Origin of the sequence: Salinibaculum salinum, assembly GCF_037645885.1 — an archaeon.
GTDB lineage: Archaea > Halobacteriota > Halobacteria > Halobacteriales > Haloarculaceae > Salinibaculum > Salinibaculum salinum.
This window is the reverse complement of record NZ_JBBENW010000003.1, coordinates 87,951-107,074: the sequence shown is the minus strand read 5'-3', so window position 1 is coordinate 107,074 and position 19,124 is coordinate 87,951. Positions and strand designations below refer to the sequence as shown.

The window sequence follows — 19,124 nt, the reverse complement described above, 5'->3', positions numbered from 1 at the left end:
GGAGGCGAGGCAACCAGCTCCATCACGCCAGACGCTTCTTGAGGAGGTGAATACAGCGCTGTATGCTGGTTTCACGTCTTAACCGAATACGAATGGAGACGGCTCTCTCACACTCTGCCGGCGTCGGGCTGTGGCTGGTCTACTGGGTCGTCAAGGCCGCAAACGGCGAGATGACGTTCGGCGAATGCGAGGACGGGAACGAAATCACACTCAGGTTCGACGCCGTCGACACTCAGTGATGCTGTCGGCAGTCTCTTCGAACCGATATCCGACGCTCAGGCTATCGGCACGCTTCGGTGGCGTACAATAGAATTACCGGCCCCAGTCGTGGTCGTCGTCGACACCCTCGCTATCGACGAGTTGTTGGCGCTCTGGAAACGCAATCCAGACGAGAATCACGCCCACGATCCCGCCAGCGACGGTGGCCACGAGGAACCAAACCAGACCGGCGTCGGCCTGTAGGGTAATGAGACCGGCCGAGAGTCCCACGAGCAGGATGAACCCAGCTTTGAGTTTCCATGCGAAGGCGTCGCGCTCCTCGTCAGAGATGGGACCGACCATCAGATTTCCCTCGCTGTGCTGACGTGCATGCCGACGAACCGCCAGCGGTCGGTCCGTTCGAGTGTGCCACTCCAGCGGGTGTCGAATTCGTGGCGCGTTTGCTGTTCGGTATCGGTCCAGGCGAGGCCTACCTCGTCGGCAAACCACGCCACGGTTTCGCGCTGGTCGACGACGAGATCGTGGCTGTCGACTGTCCACTCAGTCGTCGTCGCCGTCTGCTCGCGCAGTCCGTCGGCGACGGCCTCACCACCTTCGAGCGTCTCGGAGATGCCAAACTTGACCGTCGTTTCGGCGTCCGAAAAGTAGGGGGCGAGCGCGTCGCCGTTCCGAAGCGCGCGGTAGTACGACCGGATAGCCTGCTCGGGTGTTTCGTCGACCGATGGTCTGTCGACCATCTCAGTAGAATCCCCGGTCGACGTCTTCCTCGATGACGTCCTCGAACTCGCTGTCGAGTAGCTCCTCGGCTTCCTCGAACGTGTTGGTCAACTCGCCCATCTGATCCGGTCGGTCGTAGTCGTCGAAATCCATCGGGCCGTAGGCGGGGCTGTCGAGCGCGTCCATGATGTCGTCGAACAGCGCTTCCGGTGTGGTCGGTGCGTCGGCGTGGGTTTCGACGACCGTTTCGAGGTTCTTGGCTTTATTTTTTGCCTCGTCTTCGTCTTCGGCGGGCTGTTGCACCCCGAACAGCCCCGTCGCGTCCTCCTTCCCGGGAAAGAGTGGGTCGAGTTCGTCGTCGAGCGAGCGGGCAATCCGTGCGCCGACTCCCTGAACTTCGTACGGATTTTTCGCGTACGTTTTCAGCTGAAAGACACCGACACCGGGGTGGCCGATGTAGAGGTCTTCGCCGATGCCGTTCGCGCGGTCGCCACCGATGCCGCGCCAGCCATCGGGGTCTGCGTTGCTCTCGACTACGTCCTCCATGATGTCATCCCAGTCGCGAACACGCATCGTTACCAGTCGAAAGGAGTTCTGTGGGAAAATAGGCATCGAAACGCGCGACTCGCTCTCACACCGACCGGAAGCGTTTTTCCGCCGCCACCCCTGCCCGTTGCCGTGAACGTTCGCGGCGTCGTCACCGAAGTCCCCGAGCCCAAAACCGTCAGTACACAGTACGGCGAGCGCGACCTCGTCGAGATTGCGGTCCGGCCCGACCGGGGCCGCGGCGACCCGACGACGGTGACGCTGTGGGGCAAGTGGAGTGAGACAGCCGACTATCTCGACGTAGGGATGGAACTGGCGGTCTACGACGCGGAGGAACGCGAGTATCGTGGCGAGACGCAGTACACGACCGGCGATGGAACGATGGTCGTCGTCGAACCGGACTTTCTGGTCGACGTGACTGACGTGCGCCAGTGGGTCCAGTGTCCTCGGATGTACTACCTGAACAAGATTGGTGGGACGCCGCTCGCCGAACCGGTCGTCAAGGGGACCATCGTCCACGAAGTGTTCGGCGACCTGCTGCGAGGCCGTGACCTGGACGAGGCAGTTGACGCCCGCATCGAAGAGGCCGGACTGGACCTTGGACTGCTCGGTGCCGACAGCGAGTCGATGGCGGAGACGGTGCGCCAGCATGCGAGTGCTATCCAGGGGTGGCTCAACCAGGGGACCCTGACGGGTGGCGACGACTGGCGCTCCGAGCAGACGCTCGTCAGCGAGCGCTACGGACTGAAGGGCCGGGCCGACGCGGTCCGACGCGGGATGCCGGTCGAACTCAAGACGGGCAAGAACACCCGTCGGGACCCCCGCTTCCACGACAAGGTGCAGGCGGCCTGCTACGCGCTCATCCTCGGCGAGCGTCGGGGCGACCACCCCGATACCGGCACCCTGCTGTACACGAAAAACGCAGCAGTCGAGCGAACAGAGGAGAGCGGTGACCTCTCGCCAGCCAAGGACTTCTCTATCGGGTCGGGGCTGCTGGAGTTCGTCCTCAGAGAGCGCAACGCGCTGGCGGCGATGGAACACGACAGCAGCGTTCCGACGGGGTACGAGGCCGACGCCAAGTGCGAGTACTGCTTCGAGCAGGACACCTGCATGGCGATTTCCGGCCGACTCGACCAGGAATCGAAGGCCGGACAGGTCGGGACCGCGATGCCCGAAGAAGAGCGCGAGTACTTCGACCAGTTCTACCGGGCAATCGAGATGGAGCGCCGTGCCGTCCACCGGGAGTACGCCAAACTCTGGGAGCAGACCCCCGAAGAGCGGGCGAACGCCGACCGGGCGCTGGTCGACCTCGACCCCACTGGCCGGCGGGAAATCGACGGCGGTCGCTGGGAACTGCGCGCGACGGGGACGGGAGCGGTCTCGAAGATTCGGGAGGGCGACCTGGTTCTCGCGAGCGACGGCGACCCGGTCGGCGGCGATGCCGGACTGGCGCGCGTCGAGCGGTTAGCGAGCGAGGCGCCACGCGCCTCGGAGAGCGCGAACGGCGAAGCCGTGAGCCACCCGGAAATCGTCGTCAGCGTGGACGAACCGTTCGACCTCCGCCGACTGGACGTGTATCCCTCTGAAATCGGGGCCGACAGGATGTTGACGGCGCTCCACGACGCGCTGCTCACCCAATCGGACGAGCGCAAGGACGTGCTCTTTGGCCGGCGCGACCCCGAGTTCCGGGACGTTTCGGAGACGTTCGTCGACAACAACGCGGCCCAGAACGAGGCCGTCCAGTTGGCCGTCGGGGCCGAGGACGTGGCACTCGTCCACGGCCCTCCCGGGACTGGAAAAACGTACACGCTGGCCCAGATTGTTCGGGCGCTCGTCGACCGCGGCGACCGCGTACTCCTCTCGGCCTTCACGAATCGCGCCGTCGACAACGCCATCGAGGCGCTGGAAGAACAAGGCTTTACCGACATCGTCCGCGTTGGCACGGAGAGCGGCGTCCGCGAGGATATGCAGTCTTACCGCCTTCAGACCGCAGGCAACCCCGGCGAGTGCGTCCGCGAGTTGCGGAATGCGAGCGTCGTCGCGGCGACCACCGCCTCCTGTGGCTCCCGGGTGATGCGCGACCAGCAGTTCGACGCGACTGTCGTCGATGAGGCTGGGCAGCTCACCGAACCCGGCACGCTCGCCGCGACGGCACTGGCGAATCGCTCGGTACTGGTCGGCGACCACCATCAGCTCCCACCGGTCGTGCAGGCCGAAGACGAGATCGCCGGCGACGAGCGCTGTGCGGACCTCGGCGAGAGTCTCTTTCAGCGGCTCATCGAGCGCTATCCAGCGGCCAGCGTCATGCTCGACAAGCAGTACCGGATGGCCCAGCATATCCAGGCGTTTGCCTCCCAGGAGTTCTACGGCGGGCAACTTCGGCCCGCAAACGGGACCGTTGCTGGACAGCACGTTCGCGATTTGTCTGGCGTCGACGTGAGCGAACTCCCCGACCACCTGCAGGACAGAGTCGCGTTCGTCGACCCCGACGGCGCGACGGTCGGCAACACCAACCCGACCGAGGCGGAGGCGGTTGCCGAAACCGTCCAGTCGTACCTCGACGCGGGGGTTTCGCTGGCGGATATCGGCGTCATCGCGCCCTACCGGGCGCAGGTGGCCGAAATCAACAAACACGTCCCCGACGGTGTGGCCGTCGACACCGTCGACCGGTTCCAGGGGTCTAGCAAGGAGGTCATCATCATCTCCTTCGTTGCGACGGGCGACCTCGACAGCCCGATTTTCGAGGACTACCGGCGCGTGAACGTCGCGCTCACGCGTGCAAAGAAGGGGCTCGTTCTGGTCGGTGACGCCGCCGCACTGGCAACCGACGAGACGTACGGGCGGATGGTCGAGTGGGCGCGGTGACCGGCGACCAACACAGATTTGTAGTCCGATAAAAAAGCGCGTTCTGTGTACCGATTCCGAGCCGCGAGCGAGGTGATCCGCGAGGGGGTACCGCCCGCACTCACCGACGTGTTTGCCGTGATTACGGAGTTGGGTGGCCTCCCTTTTTTGCTCGTTGCGCTCTCGGTCCTGTACTGGGTCGGTGATCGACCGTCGACGGCGACTGTCATCAGCTACACGCTGGTCGCGCTGGTCGTCACGCTCGCGCTCAAGCAACTGTTCATGTTCTCCCGGCCACCGGTGAGCGTGCAGGCAGTCGCAGAACGACCCGAAACCTCTGGGTTTCCAAGCGGACATGCCATTTCCGCGACGGTCGTCTACGGCGGTCTCGTTCTCGCACGCGACCGCCTCCGGGACATCCGGTTCGTCGGGGCTGCTGTGACCGTCATCGGTCTCGTGGGGCTCTCTCGTATCGTCATCGGCGTCCACTACCTCGGTGACGTGCTGGCCGGCTACGCGGTCGGTGCGGCCATCCTTGGCGGGCTGTGGCTCACCGTCGGCCAACGCGCAGCGCTTGGCTGTCTCGTCGCAGCAGCGGCTGCAGCGCTGACGTTTCCGGTGACCGCCGGCAGCGGCTACGCGCTCCTCGGACTCGGCGGGAGCATCGGCGGCGCGATAGCCCTCTGGACGAGCGACATCGAGCGACTCCCTACCCCAGAATCGGTCGGCCAGACGGTCGTGTTCGTCGTCGCTGGCCTCGTTTTCACCGGCATGACCTACTTGATTGCAGAGACGCTGACCGTCGCACCCATCGCCGTGCTCGCCAGTGCCGTCCTCGTCGCCGGAATCGTCCTGTTTCCGCGACTGCTGGAGACCGCGCCGCTCGACGCGCTGAGGGCGAACTGAATCTGCCGGATGAGCCGATACACGCGCCGTTTTTTGTCGCTCGACGCGCTGGTTTCCGTATGGACTTTCCACTCGGCACCGGCACTGTGGCGGTGGACCTCTCGGACCGCGAGGTAACCGTCGCGACGCCAACGGGCGGCGAGGCCGTCGACGTACGAGAGGCGGCCACCACGGCCGTAGCGAATCCCCACGGCTCACCGCTCTCGGCACGCGTCGACCCCGACGCGACGGTCGCAATCGTCGTGACTGACGTGACACGGGCGACGCCCGACGACGTGCTGCTGGACGTACTCCTTGACGAACTCCAGCGGATCGGCGTCGCCCGCGAACAGGTATCGGTGATTCTCGGCCTCGGGCTTCATCGCCCGATGACCGACGGAGAAATCGAGGACGCGCTCGGTGAACACGCCGACCTCGCCGAGAACCACGACCCCGACGCGACGGTCGAAGCGGGGACTGTCGAGGGCTGTCCCATCGAACTCAATGAAACTGTCGCAGCCGTCGACACCGTGCTGGCGACGGGAATGGTTGAACCCCACCAGTACGCGGGCTTTTCCGGCGGTGCAAAGACCGTCGTCATCGGCGCTGGCGGCGAGTCACAGATTCGCTACTCCCACGGCCCGGAGATGCTCGGGCGGGATGGCGTCCGTCTCGGCCGTATCGAGAACAACCCCTTCCGTGAGTTCGTCGACGAGGCCGGTGACGTGGTCGGACTCGACTTCTCGCTGAACGTCACGCACGGTCCGGCGGGTATCATGGGCGCGAGCGCTGGCGACCCGCGGGCAGTCGTCGCAGACCTCGCTGGGACTGCCAGAGAGGCACTCTCTGTCGAGGTATCTGAGAAGTATGACGCCGTCGTCGCGGGGGTCGGCGCACCGAAAGACGCGAATCTCTACCAGGCGACGCGGGCGGCGACGTACGTCGCACTCGGCGCGAACAATCCGCTCCGGGAAGGTGGGAGACTCGTCGTTCCCGCAGCACTGCCGGAGGGTGCCGGCGAAGGGACTGGCGAACAGCGGTTCTACGAGTGGCTCTCGACTGCTGACTCGGCAGCGGAACTGTACGAGGAGATGGCACAGGGGTACGAACCCGGCGCACAGCGGGCCTTCGTCGTGGCCCGGGTGCTTCGTGAATACGACCTGTGGGTGACCAATAGTCAGCATCCCGCAGTGGTCGAGGACTGTCTCATGCATGCCGCCGAGACGGTGGAAGATGCCATCGAACCCGGGAGTTCGGTGCTTGTCGTTCCGGACGCGTTGAATACGCTGCTCGTGTAGTCTTACCAGAGAATGTGGGGCCAGACGAACTGGAAGAGCACCCAGATGAGCGCCGTCAGCACGCCGGTCATGATGATGTTGAGGATGACGCCCGCTTTCATCATATCCTTCTGTTCGAGATAGCCGGAGCCGAAGACGATAGCGTTCGGCGGAGTCGCGACCGGTAGCGCGAACGCGAAACTCGCCGCAATCGCACCGGAGACCGCGAGGAAGACGGACGCGGCAACGTCGGGTAGTCCGAGTGTCGCCGAGAAGACACCCCCGATACCGATGAGGATGGGAATGATAATCGTCGACGTCGCAGTGTTCGAGGTCATCTCGGTCAGGAAGATAACGAGCAGGACGACGACGGCGACGACGAGGACAATCGGCGAACCGGTGAGCGACGTGAAGACGACATCGGCTATCCACTCGGTCGCACCGGTGTCCGCGAGCGCGTCGGCCAGCGAGATACCACCGCCGAACAGCAGAATTGTCCCCCAGTCGATGTCGACGAGGTCGTCCCAGTCGGCGGTGTCGGCAAGCACGAGTGCGGGGATAGCGAGCATCCCGACCATCACGTAGTAGAGCGCACCCTGGTGGCCGCGGACGCCGAATATCGTCATCCCGTCGCTGGTGCCGTAGAGGGTGTTGAACCAGGCCTGGGGCAGCGGCAGAACGTTGGTGTCGATGAGGTACTGGACGCCCTCGCCGAGTCCGCCGACGACCCAGAGGACGGCCGTCGCGGTGAAGATGTACGCGACGCGCTTGCCACGCGGACCGAGGGGACCCTCGTCTCGGAGTTCCTGGCGGGCTTGCGCGCGGGCGTCGGTCACGTCGTCGATGCGCGGCGGATACAGCACCATTGTCAACAGTATCCAGACCAGTGGCAGCGTGATGAACACAACCGGGAGCCCGATGAGCAGCCACTCGGCGAAGCTAATCTCGTAGCCCAGAATCGAGTTGAGCTGGCCGGCGAGAATTGCGTTCGGTGGCGTCCCGATGAGCGTTCCGACGCCACCGACACTTGCGGCGTACGCCGTTCCGAGCAACAGCGAGCGTTGGAAGTTCGTCGCCCCGGCTCCGTCCAGCGAACTCGCTCCGTCAGTGCCGTCAACATCTTCGATGTCCTCACTGGGGTCGGCATCCGGTGCGGAAATCCGTTCGCGGCCGACGACCTGTGCGAGGACGCCAAGCGCGATAGGCAGCATCATCGCTGCAGTCGCCGTGTTCGAGACCCACATCGAGAGGAACGCGGTGGCGAGCATCACCGCGAGAACGAGTCGCCGCGGTGACGACCCCATCGCCACCATCATCCGGAGGGCGATGCGGCGGTCGATATCGTACTTCTGGAGCGCGTTCGCCAGCATGAACCCGGCGATAAACAGGAAGATGATGTGGTCCGCGAACCCTCTGAGCGCGGCGTCCATGTCTCCGTAGACGCCGAATCCAGTGAGCAAGATTGGAATCGAGAGCGCGGTGACGGCCAGCGGGAGTGACCCGGTGACCCATAGGAAACCAGCGAAGAACATCGTTGCAAACGCGTACTGCCCTCGTAGCGAGAGTCCCTCGGGCGTCGGCGCGAACGCGATGAGTGCCGTTCCGACTACCGCAACGGCAAACGCCAGCAGTCGCCTCTGAGCCTGCGATTTTCCGAGTTGTATCATCTATACACGGCTGTTTACCGTATTGTACTGATTAATACTTCGAATAGCACCCAACTGGGTGCACGGTATCGTGTCACGCGGCCTGGTATCTGGCGTGGACGGCCGACAGTATCAGAAGTAATCGACCAGAACGCGAACCTGGTCGTCGGTCAACTCGGCGACGTAGAGCTCGAGGAGTTCACGCCGCCGTGCAGGTGAGAGCGCTCTGGCTCCGGATTCGAGCATCGAAACGTGCGCCTGCTGGACATCGTCGACTTCCGCCTCGACATCGCGTTGGCCGTACCCCGCAGCGACCCGGAGGAGCCGCCAGGCCCGCGGTGACACGTCGTCGACATCGAGCGACTCGGGCGACGCCATTACACGAAATCGTGGTCCGTCGCGATATAAAACCATCCGGGTCCGCGACCCCGACCCGTGGTGGTTCTTTGTCGCGCTTCGTACAGTTGCTGTCTGTCCCAGCAGTCGTGGATAGCGTGAAGACGGGACAGACGACAGCTTCAATCCGTCTCGGCGGCTTCCTCGTCGGTGATGGTCTCGCCTTCAATCTCCGAGAGCACGCGCTCGTGGAACTCCTGTAGGACCGCGGATTCGTCCTCGGCCAGCACTACGTCACTCGCCATCAGCGTCGCCAGCCCGAACGCCCGCGGCGTCGGCGAGTCCACACGCTTCAGGACGACTTCGATGTCGTTGGCTGTGATATCGGACAACACCGACTCGATACCGGCGACGTTGAGCTTGTCTTCCAGAATCTCGCGGTAGGTCTCTTCGATGACAGCAAATTCGTCCAGGTCGTGTGCGAATCCGAGCAGCATGTCGCTGCTTACCTGCTGCTGGCTGGCCGACTTCTCGTGGCCCTTGTAGCGTTTGAGAATCATCAGCGCCCGCGTAGCGTTGATTCGGAAGTACCGCTCCAGCAGGTCCGTTCCGTCGAGACTCGCCCGGAGGTCCGCCCGCACCTCGTCTGGATCGACATCCGCGACGATACCGGCGATGTCGACCTTCCGATTGAGCGGGAGCGAGAGCGTAAAGCCGTGGTCTGCGACAGCAACTTTCACGTTGGCGTTTGCCTGTTGCGCGCAGTGGGAGGCCAGCAACCGGGAGAGCCCGTCGTTGAACCGTCGGCCGTAGTTGGAGTGGACGTAGTAGTGGCGCTCGTACTCATCGTGGTCCAGTTCCTCCTCGATGATCAGGCGGCTGTCGGTCGCGACGCTCTCGATTCCGGCGTAGCGGACCTGCTGGTCGAACATCCGCGTAATGGCCTGGACGCTGTTCTCGTCGAGGGGGAACTGTCGAAGCCAGACGCGCACCTCCGAACGGCCGCCGCTGGCGAGTCGCTCACAGAGTTCCCGCTGGAACTGGAGAATCTCCTGACCCAGGTCGTAGGAGAGCGGGAGCCGTTCGGAGAACCACGACGGGACGGTCGGGCGCGCAGCCGTCCGGTCGACGTAGACCTTCGAACCCCGTCGGTACCGGAACTCGAAGTTGTCGCCGCCCAGGACGAATACGTCGCCACTGTCGAGCGTATCGAGATACGATTCGTCCAGTTGCCCGACCCAGTCCTTGTTGCTGCGGGTGTAGACATCGCAGGTGAACGAATCCGGAATCGTCCCGATGTTGGTCATGTAGATAACTCGGGCGAGGCGGCCACGCTTTCCGATGAGTTGTTTCCCAACTGGATACTCCTCGTAGTGGTGCTCCCCGTCGGGCGGGTCGTTCGTATCACGCCAGATCTTCGCGTAGACGTTCTTCTCCTCCATTCCGTCGTAGTCTGCGGTGAGATAGCGGAACAGTTGTGCCAGGTCGTCGTCGCCGTAGTTCCGGTAGGGGTAGGCTCGCCGGAGGATGTCGACGATTTCCTGTTCCGGTCGCGGTCCGTTGATTGCCATGCCGTAGACGTGCTGGGCGGCCACGTCCTGTGCGTTCTCGGGGACGAATACTCGGTCGACGAATCCCGCTTCGGCCTTTTTGAGCATGACCGCGCACTCGACGAGTTCGTCGCGGTCCAGCGCGACGACGCGCCCGGTGACCGTCTCGCCGAGCTGGTGACCCGCCCGCCCGACGCGCTGGAGCAGCGAGGCGACGGATTTGGGTGAACCCACCTGCACGACGAGGTCGATGTGTGGCATGTCGATGCCTAGTTCCAGTGACGTCGAGGAGGTCACCACGTCCAGCGTGCCGGCTTTGAGTTGCCCCTCGATGTCTTGCCGGCGGTCCTTCGAGAGACTGCCGTGGTGACAGCCCGAATTGGCCTCGTCGTAGTCGTCGTAGCGTTCCCGGAGGTTGTGGAGGACGCGCTCGGCACCCGAGCGGGTGTTCGTGAACACGAGCGTGTTCGTGTGCTCGCCGATTAGGTCGTGTAGTTGTTGATAGAATCGCTCGTTGACGGTGTCTCCGGGGGTGTGAATCAGGTCGTCGGTCGGACAGGTCAGTTCCATGTCGAAGTCGCGAACGAACCGCGTATCGACGAGTTGGTACTCGCGCGGGTCGCCGCCGGGTTCGTCCTGTCCGACCAGAAATTCGCCCATCGTCGAGAGTGGTTCGACCGTCGCCGAACAGCCGATGCGTGTGGGCGAACCCTCGGCCATCGCCTCCAGGCGTTCGAGCGACACCGAGAGATGCGTGCCGCGTTTGTTCTCCGCGAGGCTGTGAATCTCGTCGACGACGACGTACTCGACGGTCTCTAACTTCTGCTTGAACTTCGGGGAGTTGAGCAGGATAGCCAGCGTCTCCGGCGTCGTGTTCAGGATATGCGGCGTTTCCTCCAGCATCGCCTGCCGTTCGCTATCGCTGGTGTCGCCGTGGCGAATCGCGTGGCGCAACTCCACGTCTTCGCCGCGCTCGTCGAGGTTTTCAGTGATTCCATCGAGAGGCACTTCCAGATTCCGGTGGATGTCGTTGGCCAGCGATTTGAGTGGGGAGATGTACAGACAGTAGATGCTGTTTTCCAACTCCTGTTCGCGGTCGCGGCGAAACAGTTCGTTGATGATGCCGGTAAAGGAGGCCAGCGTCTTGCCGCTGCCCGTCGGTGCACAGATGAGTGCGTTCTCGCGCTCGTGGATGAGCGGTATCGCCTCCTTCTGTGGCGGCGTAAAGAACCCGCCGTTGTTGGGAACGAACGATCCGAACTCCTCGACCCACCACTCACGGACCGCAGGCTCCAGCAGGTCGAGTACATCGCCGTCGTCGATCTCGACCGAGCCCGGGGTAAAATCCACGTCCTGCTGGGCGAGCAGGTCACGTCCTCCCATTTCGTCTCCCTTTCGGGACTGTACCCTCTTGTGGGTTTGGAGCGGAGGGTGAAAGTGAAATCCGTTCCGAGAGTACCTTAGAACTCGACTGCACCGATCCAGAGTTCGTCGCTACACGTCGGGCATTCGTATTTCGTTTCGAAGGCCTCACACTTTGCGTGCAGATGCTCCCCGCAGATATCACACTGGACGAGGTCCGCCTCCGAGACTGTCTCCCCGCAGGTCGTGCACCGCTGTCTGAGTAACATTTCTTGTTCCCCTGCTGACTGTGTAGTGATACCATTCATCAAAGTCCTTTCGAAAATCTAACAATATGGGCATTACCCGGTACATTTCGAACGGTGAAGTGAGGAAATATACTGCCATCCCGCAATCGTTTCGGGAGAAAGAGGGACCTGTCACGCCGAGCGTCAGTTCGAGAGGGCGCGTCGCGTCGCCGCGATGCCGGCATCGGGGTCGACATCCGCGCCTTCGTCGGCCAGCACTTCGGCGAAGGCAGTGACGAAGTAGAGCGCGTTTTCGGGCTTTGCGGACTGACCCATACAGCCCACGCGGAAGATGTCTCCTTCCAGCGCGCCGAGGCCGCTGACGATCTCGATGCCGTACTCGTCCATCAGTCGCTGCGTGACAGTCCCGTCGTCGACGCCGTCGGGAACGGAGACGGCGTTGAGCGAGGGCAGCCAGTGGTCCTCGGCGACGGCCAGCGGCGCACCCATCGCCTCGACGCCCGCTTTGATTGCGCCGGCGACGTGCTGGTGTCGCTCCCAGACGTTCTCGATACCTTCCTCGGCAACCAGTCGCAGCGCCTCGCGGAGTGCGTAGTTCGTCGAGACGGGGCCGGTGTGATGGTAGTTCCGTTCGTCGCCCCAGTACTCCCAGACGCCATCGAGGTCGAGATACCACGACCGGGGCTGTGTGTCTCTGTTTCGTATCTTCTCGACGGCGCGGTCGCTGAACGTAATCGGGCTCACTCCTGGTGGCGCGGAGAGACACTTCTGCGAGCCGGTGTACACCACGTCCAGCCCCCACTCGTCGGTGCGGAACTTGTTGCCGCCGAGCGAGGCGACGGTGTCGGCGACGATGTACGCATCGTGGTCGTGTGCGATGTCGGCCAGTTCCGAGACGGCCGGCTGGCGCACGCCCGTGCTGGTTTCGCCGTGGACGAACCCGAAGACGGTGGGCTGGTGGCGCTCGAAGGCAGTCCGAACGTCTGCTGGGTCGAGCGGTTCGCCCCATGGTGCGTCGACGGTCACGATTTCTGCGCCAGCACGCTCTGCCACCTGTCCCATTCGGTTGCCGAAGTAGCCGTTCGTCGGAACGAGAACCGTTTCGCCGGGTTCGACGAGGTTGGTAAAGGCCGTCTCCATTCCGGCTGTACCGGTGCCGCTGACCGCAAACGTGTACTCGTTGTCTGTCTGGAAGACGTATCGCAGGAGGTCCTGTACGTCGTCCATCACCTCGACGTAGTAGTCGTCCAGATACCCGACCAGCGGCGTCGCCATCGCGCGCAGCACGCGCGGGTGGACGTTACTGGGGCCGGGACCGAGCAGTGTCCGCTCTGGAGGGACGAGTTCGCCAACTTCAGGTGGATCGTGCATACTGAGTGTGTTCGTGGCGATAGTTCAAAAAGACTGACCACGGTTTCCGCCCGCCAGCTATCGCAGTCGCTCACTTCGTTCCCGTTAGCGAATGTGTACCGCCGGCTTGCCGGGTCGGGATTTGCTCGCACGCTCGTCGTCAGCCTCCGCCTGCCTGACCGAGACGGCGGCCCCGAACTCGTCGCGCAAGAGCCACGCCGCACGGTCGAGCAGGTCGAACTCTTCGTCGCGCGAGAGCGTCGGCTCTAACTGCTTGCGCCGGTTCTGCAGATCCTCCGCATAGGACTGGGCCTGACTGCCGTGGGACTGGATGTCCTCGTCGGTCATAATCTTGCCTACGAGCGCATCACTCTCGTCGGCCGCGCGGGCGATGTCGTAGGCGCGGAACTTCCACTCCGGAGCGACGACGACTTCGATTTCCTCGGCGTCGTCGATGTTAGCCACGTCGAAGATGTCGCGAACGTCCGCGCGGAGATTTCGGACCAGTCGTCGCTCGATGTCGTACGCGTCGACCGGATGTTCGGGCTCGGGCCAGTCGGCGTGGGCAACGAGTCCGTCACCGCGGAGCATGTTCCACAGTTCCTCGCCGAGATAGGGGGTGAGCGGGGCGACGAGACGGGTCAGCACCCGCAGCCCGCGGCGATACACTGCCTCGTTGGGGGTGTCGAACTCCTGGTACTGGCGGAGCAGCTGTGCGAGCGCCCGAATCTCAGTGACCGCCTGATGGAACCGGAAGCGGTCGTAGTCGTCGCCTGCGGCCGCGACGGTACGGTCGATTTCGCGGGCGACGTACTCGTCGTGTGACTCTCGGTCCTCGCGCGTCTCGGCGCCGTTCGTAACGGACTGGACCATCTCGAACAGCGTCTGCTGGAGGTCGTAGGAACTGCTGACCTCGCGGGCGGTCCACTCGAAGTCCTGTTCTGGGTGGGCCGCCGACAGCACGAACAGGCGCGTCGTCTCCGCGCCGTATTCGTGGGGATTGACGACGTTGCCCTTCGTTTTGGACATCTTCTCACCGTCGTACAGCACCGTCCCCTGGTTGATGAGTTGCTGGACCGGTTCGCGCAGGTCTAACAGTCCGATATCAGCAAGCGCTCGGGCAAAGAAGCGAATGTAGAGTAGGTGGAGGACGGCGTGTTCCTCGCCGCCGACGTAGGCGTCGACCGGGAGCCAGTCGTTGGCCCGGTCCGAGTCGAACGGTGCCGTGTCGAGATTCGGTGAGAGATATCGCAGGAAGTACCACGAGGAGTCGACGAACGTGTCCATCGTGTCGGTCTCCCGTTTCGCGGGTGCACCGCACTCAGGACACTCCGTCTTGACGAACGACTCGATCTGTGCCAGGGGATTCCCCGTCGTCTGGACGAACTCCGGGAGTTCGACAGGGAGGTCCTCTTCGGGCACCAGCACCGGGCCACACTCCTCGCAGTGGACGACCGGAATCGGCGTCCCCCAGTAGCGCTGCCGGGAGATGAGCCAGTCCCGAAGGCGGTAGGTTACGTCGGTCTCGGCGGCGTCAATGTCAGCAAGCATCCGCTCGCGTGCGGCCGAACTCGCCAGTCCATTGTACTCGCCGCTGTCAGTCAACATCCCCTCATCGGTGTAGGGGCTGCCCGGCAACTCGTCGGCGGAGCCGTCGACTGGCTCGACAACCTGCTTGAGCGGCAAGTCGTGTTCGAGCGCGAACGTGTGGTCGCGCTCGTTATGCGCCGGCACACCCATGACCGCACCCGTCCCCACGTCGTCCAGAACGTACTCGGCGACGTAGACCGGGAGTTCCTCGCCAGTCACAGGATTGACTGCAACGGCGTCGGTTTCGACACCCGACATCCCGCCGTTCTCGGTGCTGGCATCGACGTACTCGGCGACTGTCTCGTCGTCGGCAGCCAGCGTTTCGGCCAGGTCGTGACCGGGCGAGAGGGCGACGTAGGAAGCACCACAGATTGTGTCGAGACGCGTCGTGAACGCGTCCACCTGGCTGTACTCCGGAATATCGAAAGACACCGACGCACCCTCGCGTTTGCCGATCCAGTTGCGTTGAATCTCCTTGACGCTCTCGGGCCACTCCTCGAGGTCGTCCAGTCCGTCGAGCAACTCCTCTGCGTAGTCGGTAATGGTAAAGAACCACTGGTCGAGTTCGCGCTGCGTGACCGGTGTCTCACACCGCCAGCACACGTTCTCGGTTGCCCCATCGTGGTCGCCTTCGACGACCTGCGCGTCCGCCAGCACCGTCTCGCAGTCGGGACACCAGTTGACTGTCGCACCCTCGTACTCGACGAGTCCCTCCTCGTAGAACTCCCGGAAGAAGTACTGGTTCCAGCGGTAGTACTCCGGCTTGTAGGTCGTTATCTCGCGGGACCAGTCGTAGCCAAAGCCCATGTCCTCCATCTCCTCGCGCATCTGCGCGATGCAGGCTTGCGTCCAGGACTCCGGGTCGGTGTACCGCTCGTAGGCGGCGTTTTCGGCGGGCAGGCCAAAAGAGTCCCACCCCATCGGGTGGAGCACGTCGTCGCCGTTCATCCGTCGATACCGGGCGTAGGCGTCCGTAATCGCGTAGTTGCGGACATGGCCCATGTGAAGATTGCCCGACGTGTATGGGAACATTCCCAGAACGTACGTCGGATCCGTGGCATCGTCGGCCAGTTCGTAGGCGTCCTCCCGGTCCCAGACGTATTGCCAATACTCTTGAACACGCGCGTGGTTGTAGCTCCGCTGTGACATAGACGGCTGTTAGTGGTGCTCCGGCGTCCGAGCATATCATTGTTCGGACGATAGCCTCGGCACTCACGACCAGTCGGCCAGGAGACAGTCATTTCAGTCACACCCACCTGTGGCCAGATATGCGACTCACGTTTCTCGGGACGGGGAGCGCGATGCCAACCGGTGAGCGATTCCAGACTGGTCTCTTGCTGGAGACTGCCGATAAGACGCTCATGATCGACTGTGGCAGTGGCGCACTCCACGGCCTCGCGCGGACGCAGACGGGCTACGAGGGCGCCGATACCATTCTGTTGACACACCACCACCTCGACCACGTCTCAGACCTGATGCCGCTAATGAAGGCACGCTGGCTGGCCGGCGAAACGGAACTGACCGTTCTCGGTCCCGACGGAACCGAATCGCTGGTCACAAAATTGCTCGATGCCCACGAGTACATGCAGGACCGACTCGACCTCACAGTCCGCGACATCGAACCCACACCGCAGTCGGACCCACACGAAATTGCGGGCTTCGAGGTAGCCGCCATGGAGACGCGTCACTCGATGTACTGTCTGGCCTACCGCTTCGAGTCGCCGGACGAGGCAGGCCCTATCACGTTCAGCGCCGACAGCGAGGCGTTTGCGGACCTCGTCGAGTTCGCTGACGGCTCTGCGGTCTTCGTCCACGACTGCTCGTTCCCCGACGAAGTCGACGTGTCGAACCATCCGACACCGGAGCAATTGGGACGGACACTGGACGAGGCCGACGCCGCTCTCGGCCGTGTCTACCTGACTCACCTCTACCCGCACACCGACGGCAAACACGAGGAGATGCTCTCCTCACTGGGCAATTACTACGATGGCGACGTTCGCATCGCACGCGACGAACTCTCTGTCGACGTTTCGGAGAACTGACCGTCAGGCCCGGTCGAGCCTGACGCGGAAGTCCGCACCGCCCTGGTCGCTGTCGCGGACATCGACCGTCCCGCCGTACGACTCCGTCAGAGCGCGGGTCAACCCCATTCCGAGGCCCGTCCCCTCGCTCTCGGGGCCTTTTTTCCCCATCTGGAAGATTTCGTCCCGCACTTCCTCGGCGATTCCTTTCCCGTCGTCGGCGAATCCGACGACGACCGTGTCCGGCGTCGGTTCTTCGGCGTACACTTCGACGGTGATCTCGTCGTCGTTGTGGACCGCGGCGTTCGAGAGGATGTTCGTGAAAATCGAATCTAAGAGGTCGCCAGCGAAGACCTGGTAGTCGAAGTCGGCGGGGTCGTATTCGATGGAGAGGTGTTCGAACTTCGTGTCGACGGTGTCGACCACATCGGAGAGGATTGGTTCGAGAGCCCGCGACTGCAGTTCGCCGTCCTGTTCGAGCGTCTTGACGAGGTCACCGACCCGGTCGACCAGGTCTGCCGCCTCGTTTGCTGTCCGGTGAATTTTCTCGGCGTACTCGGTGGTTCGGTCGTCGTCATCGACCAGATTGAGTAGCGCGTCTGAAAACCCGGAGATGACCTGCAGGTCGTTGCCGAGGTCGTGGCGGAGCAGGCGGTCGTAGACCTCTATCATCTCCTTTCGCTTCTCGAGGTCGTTGCGCGCCCGTTCGAGTCGCTCGCGCGACCGGATGTTGTTGAGCGCCGTCGCGACGTGATCGGCCAGGTACTCCAGTGGCTTGACGTGGTGTTCCTCGACGCTGGCGAGCGTGCTCCATCGTGCGGTCATGATGGTACCAATCTCACCCATCTCGTCGCTGTAGACGCTGGGGGCGGCGATAGTCAGGTCGTCGGTGGGTTCGTCGATACCGAAGTCGACAGCGCTGACGACGACCGTATCCTCGGTCGTGTAATTGACGCTCGTCGATGCACCCGGCAGGATGACTGTCTGCCCGGTCTCGTAGGTATGCCGTGCAATAGCGGCGGCCTCACTGCCTGACTCCAGTTGCGGTGACATGCTCTCGAGAACGCGGAGCTCCCCCTGGTGGACCTCCGTCACCGTCGGTGACGGGTGTCCGTCCATTACGTGAACGGTTGCTTCCAGTGCGTAGGTCCCGACCTCGTCGACCGTCTTACTCTGATTTACCTCCCTGCTGTACTTGACAAGTTGCCCGACTGTCCGGGCGGTTTCGGGATTGTCCTGCCTCCCGCTAGACTGTTCATCAGATGACATTATATATCCGTTCGAAACCCAACTGGCGAATGGAAGGTGGCAGCAGTAAAAATCGTTTCGCCGACTTCGGCTGTCGATATTCGAACTGGCACCGCGGACAGTCCGGCGACGGATTCACTCCAATCTGTAGCGCAACAGGGCCGCTATGCCGCCGAGATTCCGGAGTTGCTGGCCCGGGGCGAACTCCCCGGAGAAGACGGTGATTTCGCCGCCTTTCTGTTCGGCCGTTTCGATGACGCGGTCGACATCGATATCCCAGTCGCCGTCCCCGCCGCGTTCTTCCCGGAGTCTGTCGTCGAGAACGAGTAACTGTTCGATAGCCCCGTAGTCGGCCGCCTTCGCCACCTGCTCGGGACCGTAGGCCACCTTCGCCCCCTCGGCGATACGCTCGGTGAGTTCGTCGATGAGTTCGGACTCCTCGGCGATGCGGGTCTCCTTTTGGACTTCGTCGACCGCGCCGCGTTTGAGCACTTCGTGGACACCGCGGTCACCGACGCTGCTCGTGTCGACGGTCGTAATCTTCTCGCTCAATTCCTGTGTGTGCTCCTCGATGTAGTCGAGGGCATCCTGTTTGGTGAACCCGGGGCCGGCGAGGATAATCGCCTCCACGTCGAGGCGTTTGAGTACGTCAGTCAGCTCGGCGAAGAGTTCCGAACGCGGGCGGGCGTAGTCGCCCTTGCCTGTCGGTGCGGTAATCGTCGCGCGCTCTTCGACGCCGTACTGAGCGACGGTGTGTACGTGGGCTTCGCCCTCTTCGACGGTGGCGATGGCCACGTCTGCGTTCTCCGTCGCTTCGACGGCGTCCTCGATTCGTTCCATCTGGTCCGGTTTCCAGTTTTTTTCGACGGTGAGCTCCTCGCGCTCCTCGACGTTGATAGTGTGGTGAAGGCCGAGCTGGTCCTCGCGCGAGCAGTCGGTGATGGTCCCGCCGACGCGGAGTCGGTTCGCGAACTTCGCGAACTCCACGTCTTCGACGTCGAGCGCGAGCCAGAGGTGCTCGCGCTCCCCGCCCGTGTCTCGGAGCTGGTCGTCGTTGCGCTGGATACGGCGCGTGGTGTCGCCGGCGACGCGGTCGCCCGGCTCGATGACGTGCGAGAGATGCCAGAGGTCGTCGAGGCTCTCGGGGACGAGCGTCACCCGCTCGCGACCGCCCTCGACGGTCTGCCGGTCGGCTATGCGCATGCGCCGGTCTCCGCGCTTCCCGGATAAGTGGCTACTGGTCGCGGCTCTGGATCTGAACATAATATATAAAACTTTCCCAGAT

General features: G+C 63.2%; 15 protein-coding genes. 5 read left to right on the top strand and 10 right to left on the bottom strand.

Going from position 1 to position 19,124, the window contains the following annotated elements; translation table 11 throughout:
• Positions 1-92: 92 nt before the first annotated feature.
• Positions 93-239 carry a hypothetical protein gene (locus tag WDJ60_RS05910; protein ID WP_340099174.1) on the top strand — a complete coding sequence of 49 codons (147 nt, stop codon included), beginning with the start codon at positions 93-95 and terminating at the stop codon, positions 237-239.
• A gap of 73 nt (positions 240-312) precedes the next feature.
• On the opposite strand, the gene WDJ60_RS05905 is transcribed toward WDJ60_RS05910, so the two are convergent.
• Genes WDJ60_RS05905 through WDJ60_RS05895 form a run of 3 tightly spaced genes read right to left on the bottom strand, consistent with a single transcriptional unit; the run spans position 313 to position 1,509 of the window.
• Complete coding sequence (locus WDJ60_RS05905; protein WP_340099173.1) at positions 313-561, bottom strand: hypothetical protein; 249 nt, start codon at positions 559-561, stop codon at positions 313-315.
• Positions 561-956, bottom strand: a complete 396-nt coding sequence (locus tag WDJ60_RS05900; RefSeq protein ID WP_340099172.1) for an AtzH-like domain-containing protein — start codon at positions 954-956, stop codon at positions 561-563. Before WDJ60_RS05900 ends, WDJ60_RS05905 begins: the two co-directional genes overlap by 1 nt.
• A gap of 1 nt (position 957) precedes the next feature.
• Entirely contained in the window at positions 958-1,509 is a 552-nt protein-coding gene (locus tag WDJ60_RS05895; RefSeq protein WP_340099171.1) for a hypothetical protein, read from the bottom strand.
• Positions 1,510-1,614: 105 nt separating this feature from the next.
• On the opposite strand from WDJ60_RS05895, the gene WDJ60_RS05890 reads away from it, so the two are divergent.
• Genes WDJ60_RS05890 through WDJ60_RS05880 form a run of 3 tightly spaced genes read left to right on the top strand, consistent with a single transcriptional unit; the run spans position 1,615 to position 6,509 of the window.
• Positions 1,615-4,347, top strand: a complete 2,733-nt coding sequence (locus WDJ60_RS05890) for an AAA domain-containing protein (protein WP_340099170.1) — start codon at positions 1,615-1,617, stop codon at positions 4,345-4,347.
• A gap of 45 nt (positions 4,348-4,392) precedes the next feature.
• Positions 4,393-5,232 carry a phosphatase PAP2 family protein gene (locus WDJ60_RS05885; RefSeq protein WP_340099169.1) on the top strand — a complete coding sequence of 280 codons (840 nt, stop codon included), beginning with the start codon at positions 4,393-4,395 and terminating at the stop codon, positions 5,230-5,232.
• Positions 5,233-5,291: 59 nt separating this feature from the next.
• Positions 5,292-6,509: a lactate racemase domain-containing protein gene (locus tag WDJ60_RS05880; protein WP_340099168.1), complete on the top strand. Its 1,218-nt coding sequence runs from the start codon at positions 5,292-5,294 to the stop codon at positions 6,507-6,509.
• A gap of 2 nt (positions 6,510-6,511) precedes the next feature.
• Here the strand turns inward: WDJ60_RS05880 and WDJ60_RS05875 are convergent, their stop codons facing one another.
• The 5 genes from WDJ60_RS05875 to leuS all read right to left on the bottom strand — a co-directional run bounded on the left by WDJ60_RS05875 (position 6,512) and on the right by leuS (position 15,719).
• A complete protein-coding gene (locus WDJ60_RS05875; RefSeq protein ID WP_340099167.1) occupies positions 6,512-8,155 on the bottom strand; it encodes an SLC13 family permease in 1,644 nt (547 codons plus the stop codon).
• A gap of 111 nt (positions 8,156-8,266) precedes the next feature.
• Positions 8,267-8,512, bottom strand: a complete 246-nt coding sequence (locus tag WDJ60_RS05870; protein ID WP_340099166.1) for a hypothetical protein — start codon at positions 8,510-8,512, stop codon at positions 8,267-8,269.
• Positions 8,513-8,652: 140 nt separating this feature from the next.
• The gene (locus WDJ60_RS05865) at positions 8,653-11,403 is read right to left on the bottom strand and encodes an ATP-dependent helicase (RefSeq protein WP_340099165.1); all 2,751 of its coding nucleotides are present in this window, start codon (positions 11,401-11,403) and stop codon (positions 8,653-8,655) included.
• 410 nt (positions 11,404-11,813) lie between these two features.
• Positions 11,814-13,001, bottom strand: a complete 1,188-nt coding sequence (locus tag WDJ60_RS05860; RefSeq protein ID WP_340099164.1) for a pyridoxal-phosphate-dependent aminotransferase family protein — start codon at positions 12,999-13,001, stop codon at positions 11,814-11,816.
• Positions 13,002-13,085: 84 nt separating this feature from the next.
• Positions 13,086-15,719 carry a leucine--tRNA ligase gene (leuS, locus tag WDJ60_RS05855; RefSeq protein ID WP_340099163.1) on the bottom strand — a complete coding sequence of 878 codons (2,634 nt, stop codon included), beginning with the start codon at positions 15,717-15,719 and terminating at the stop codon, positions 13,086-13,088.
• 119 nt (positions 15,720-15,838) lie between these two features.
• Between leuS and WDJ60_RS05850 the strand changes: the two genes are divergently transcribed.
• Positions 15,839-16,612, top strand: coding sequence for an MBL fold metallo-hydrolase (locus WDJ60_RS05850; protein WP_340099162.1), 774 nt, complete (start codon positions 15,839-15,841; stop codon positions 16,610-16,612).
• Between the two features lie 3 nt (positions 16,613-16,615).
• Here WDJ60_RS05850 and WDJ60_RS05845 read toward each other — a convergent pair whose 3' ends face one another.
• Together WDJ60_RS05845 and WDJ60_RS05840 are read right to left on the bottom strand one after the other, a co-directional pair.
• Positions 16,616-17,860: a sensor histidine kinase gene (locus WDJ60_RS05845; protein WP_340099161.1), complete on the bottom strand. Its 1,245-nt coding sequence runs from the start codon at positions 17,858-17,860 to the stop codon at positions 16,616-16,618.
• Positions 17,861-17,974: 114 nt separating this feature from the next.
• Positions 17,975-19,042 carry an mRNA surveillance protein pelota gene (locus WDJ60_RS05840; protein WP_340099160.1) on the bottom strand — a complete coding sequence of 356 codons (1,068 nt, stop codon included), beginning with the start codon at positions 19,040-19,042 and terminating at the stop codon, positions 17,975-17,977.
• Between the last annotated feature and the right edge of the window lie 82 nt (positions 19,043-19,124).

Excerpts from the sequence above, each read along its gene's own strand:
- WDJ60_RS05850 (WP_340099162.1), top strand. The coding sequence starts at position 15,839 with ATGCGACTCACGTTTCTCGGGACGGGGAGCGCGATGCCAACCGGTGAG.
- WDJ60_RS05860 (WP_340099164.1), bottom strand. The coding sequence starts at position 13,001 with ATGCACGATCCACCTGAAGTTGGCGAACTCGTCCCTCCAGAGCGGACA.
- WDJ60_RS05865 (WP_340099165.1), bottom strand. The coding sequence starts at position 11,403 with ATGGGAGGACGTGACCTGCTCGCCCAGCAGGACGTGGATTTTACCCCG.
- WDJ60_RS05870 (WP_340099166.1), bottom strand. The coding sequence starts at position 8,512 with ATGGCGTCGCCCGAGTCGCTCGATGTCGACGACGTGTCACCGCGGGCC.
- WDJ60_RS05910 (WP_340099174.1), top strand. The coding sequence starts at position 93 with ATGGAGACGGCTCTCTCACACTCTGCCGGCGTCGGGCTGTGGCTGGTC.
- WDJ60_RS05895 (WP_340099171.1), bottom strand. The coding sequence starts at position 1,509 with ATGCGTGTTCGCGACTGGGATGACATCATGGAGGACGTAGTCGAGAGC.
- WDJ60_RS05875 (WP_340099167.1), bottom strand. The coding sequence starts at position 8,155 with ATGATACAACTCGGAAAATCGCAGGCTCAGAGGCGACTGCTGGCGTTT.
- WDJ60_RS05900 (WP_340099172.1), bottom strand. The coding sequence starts at position 956 with ATGGTCGACAGACCATCGGTCGACGAAACACCCGAGCAGGCTATCCGG.
- WDJ60_RS05880 (WP_340099168.1), top strand. The coding sequence starts at position 5,292 with ATGGACTTTCCACTCGGCACCGGCACTGTGGCGGTGGACCTCTCGGAC.
- WDJ60_RS05845 (WP_340099161.1), bottom strand. The coding sequence starts at position 17,860 with ATGTCATCTGATGAACAGTCTAGCGGGAGGCAGGACAATCCCGAAACC.
- WDJ60_RS05840 (WP_340099160.1), bottom strand. The coding sequence starts at position 19,042 with ATGCGCATAGCCGACCGGCAGACCGTCGAGGGCGGTCGCGAGCGGGTG.
- WDJ60_RS05905 (WP_340099173.1), bottom strand. The coding sequence starts at position 561 with ATGGTCGGTCCCATCTCTGACGAGGAGCGCGACGCCTTCGCATGGAAA.
- leuS (WP_340099163.1), bottom strand. The coding sequence starts at position 15,719 with ATGTCACAGCGGAGCTACAACCACGCGCGTGTTCAAGAGTATTGGCAA.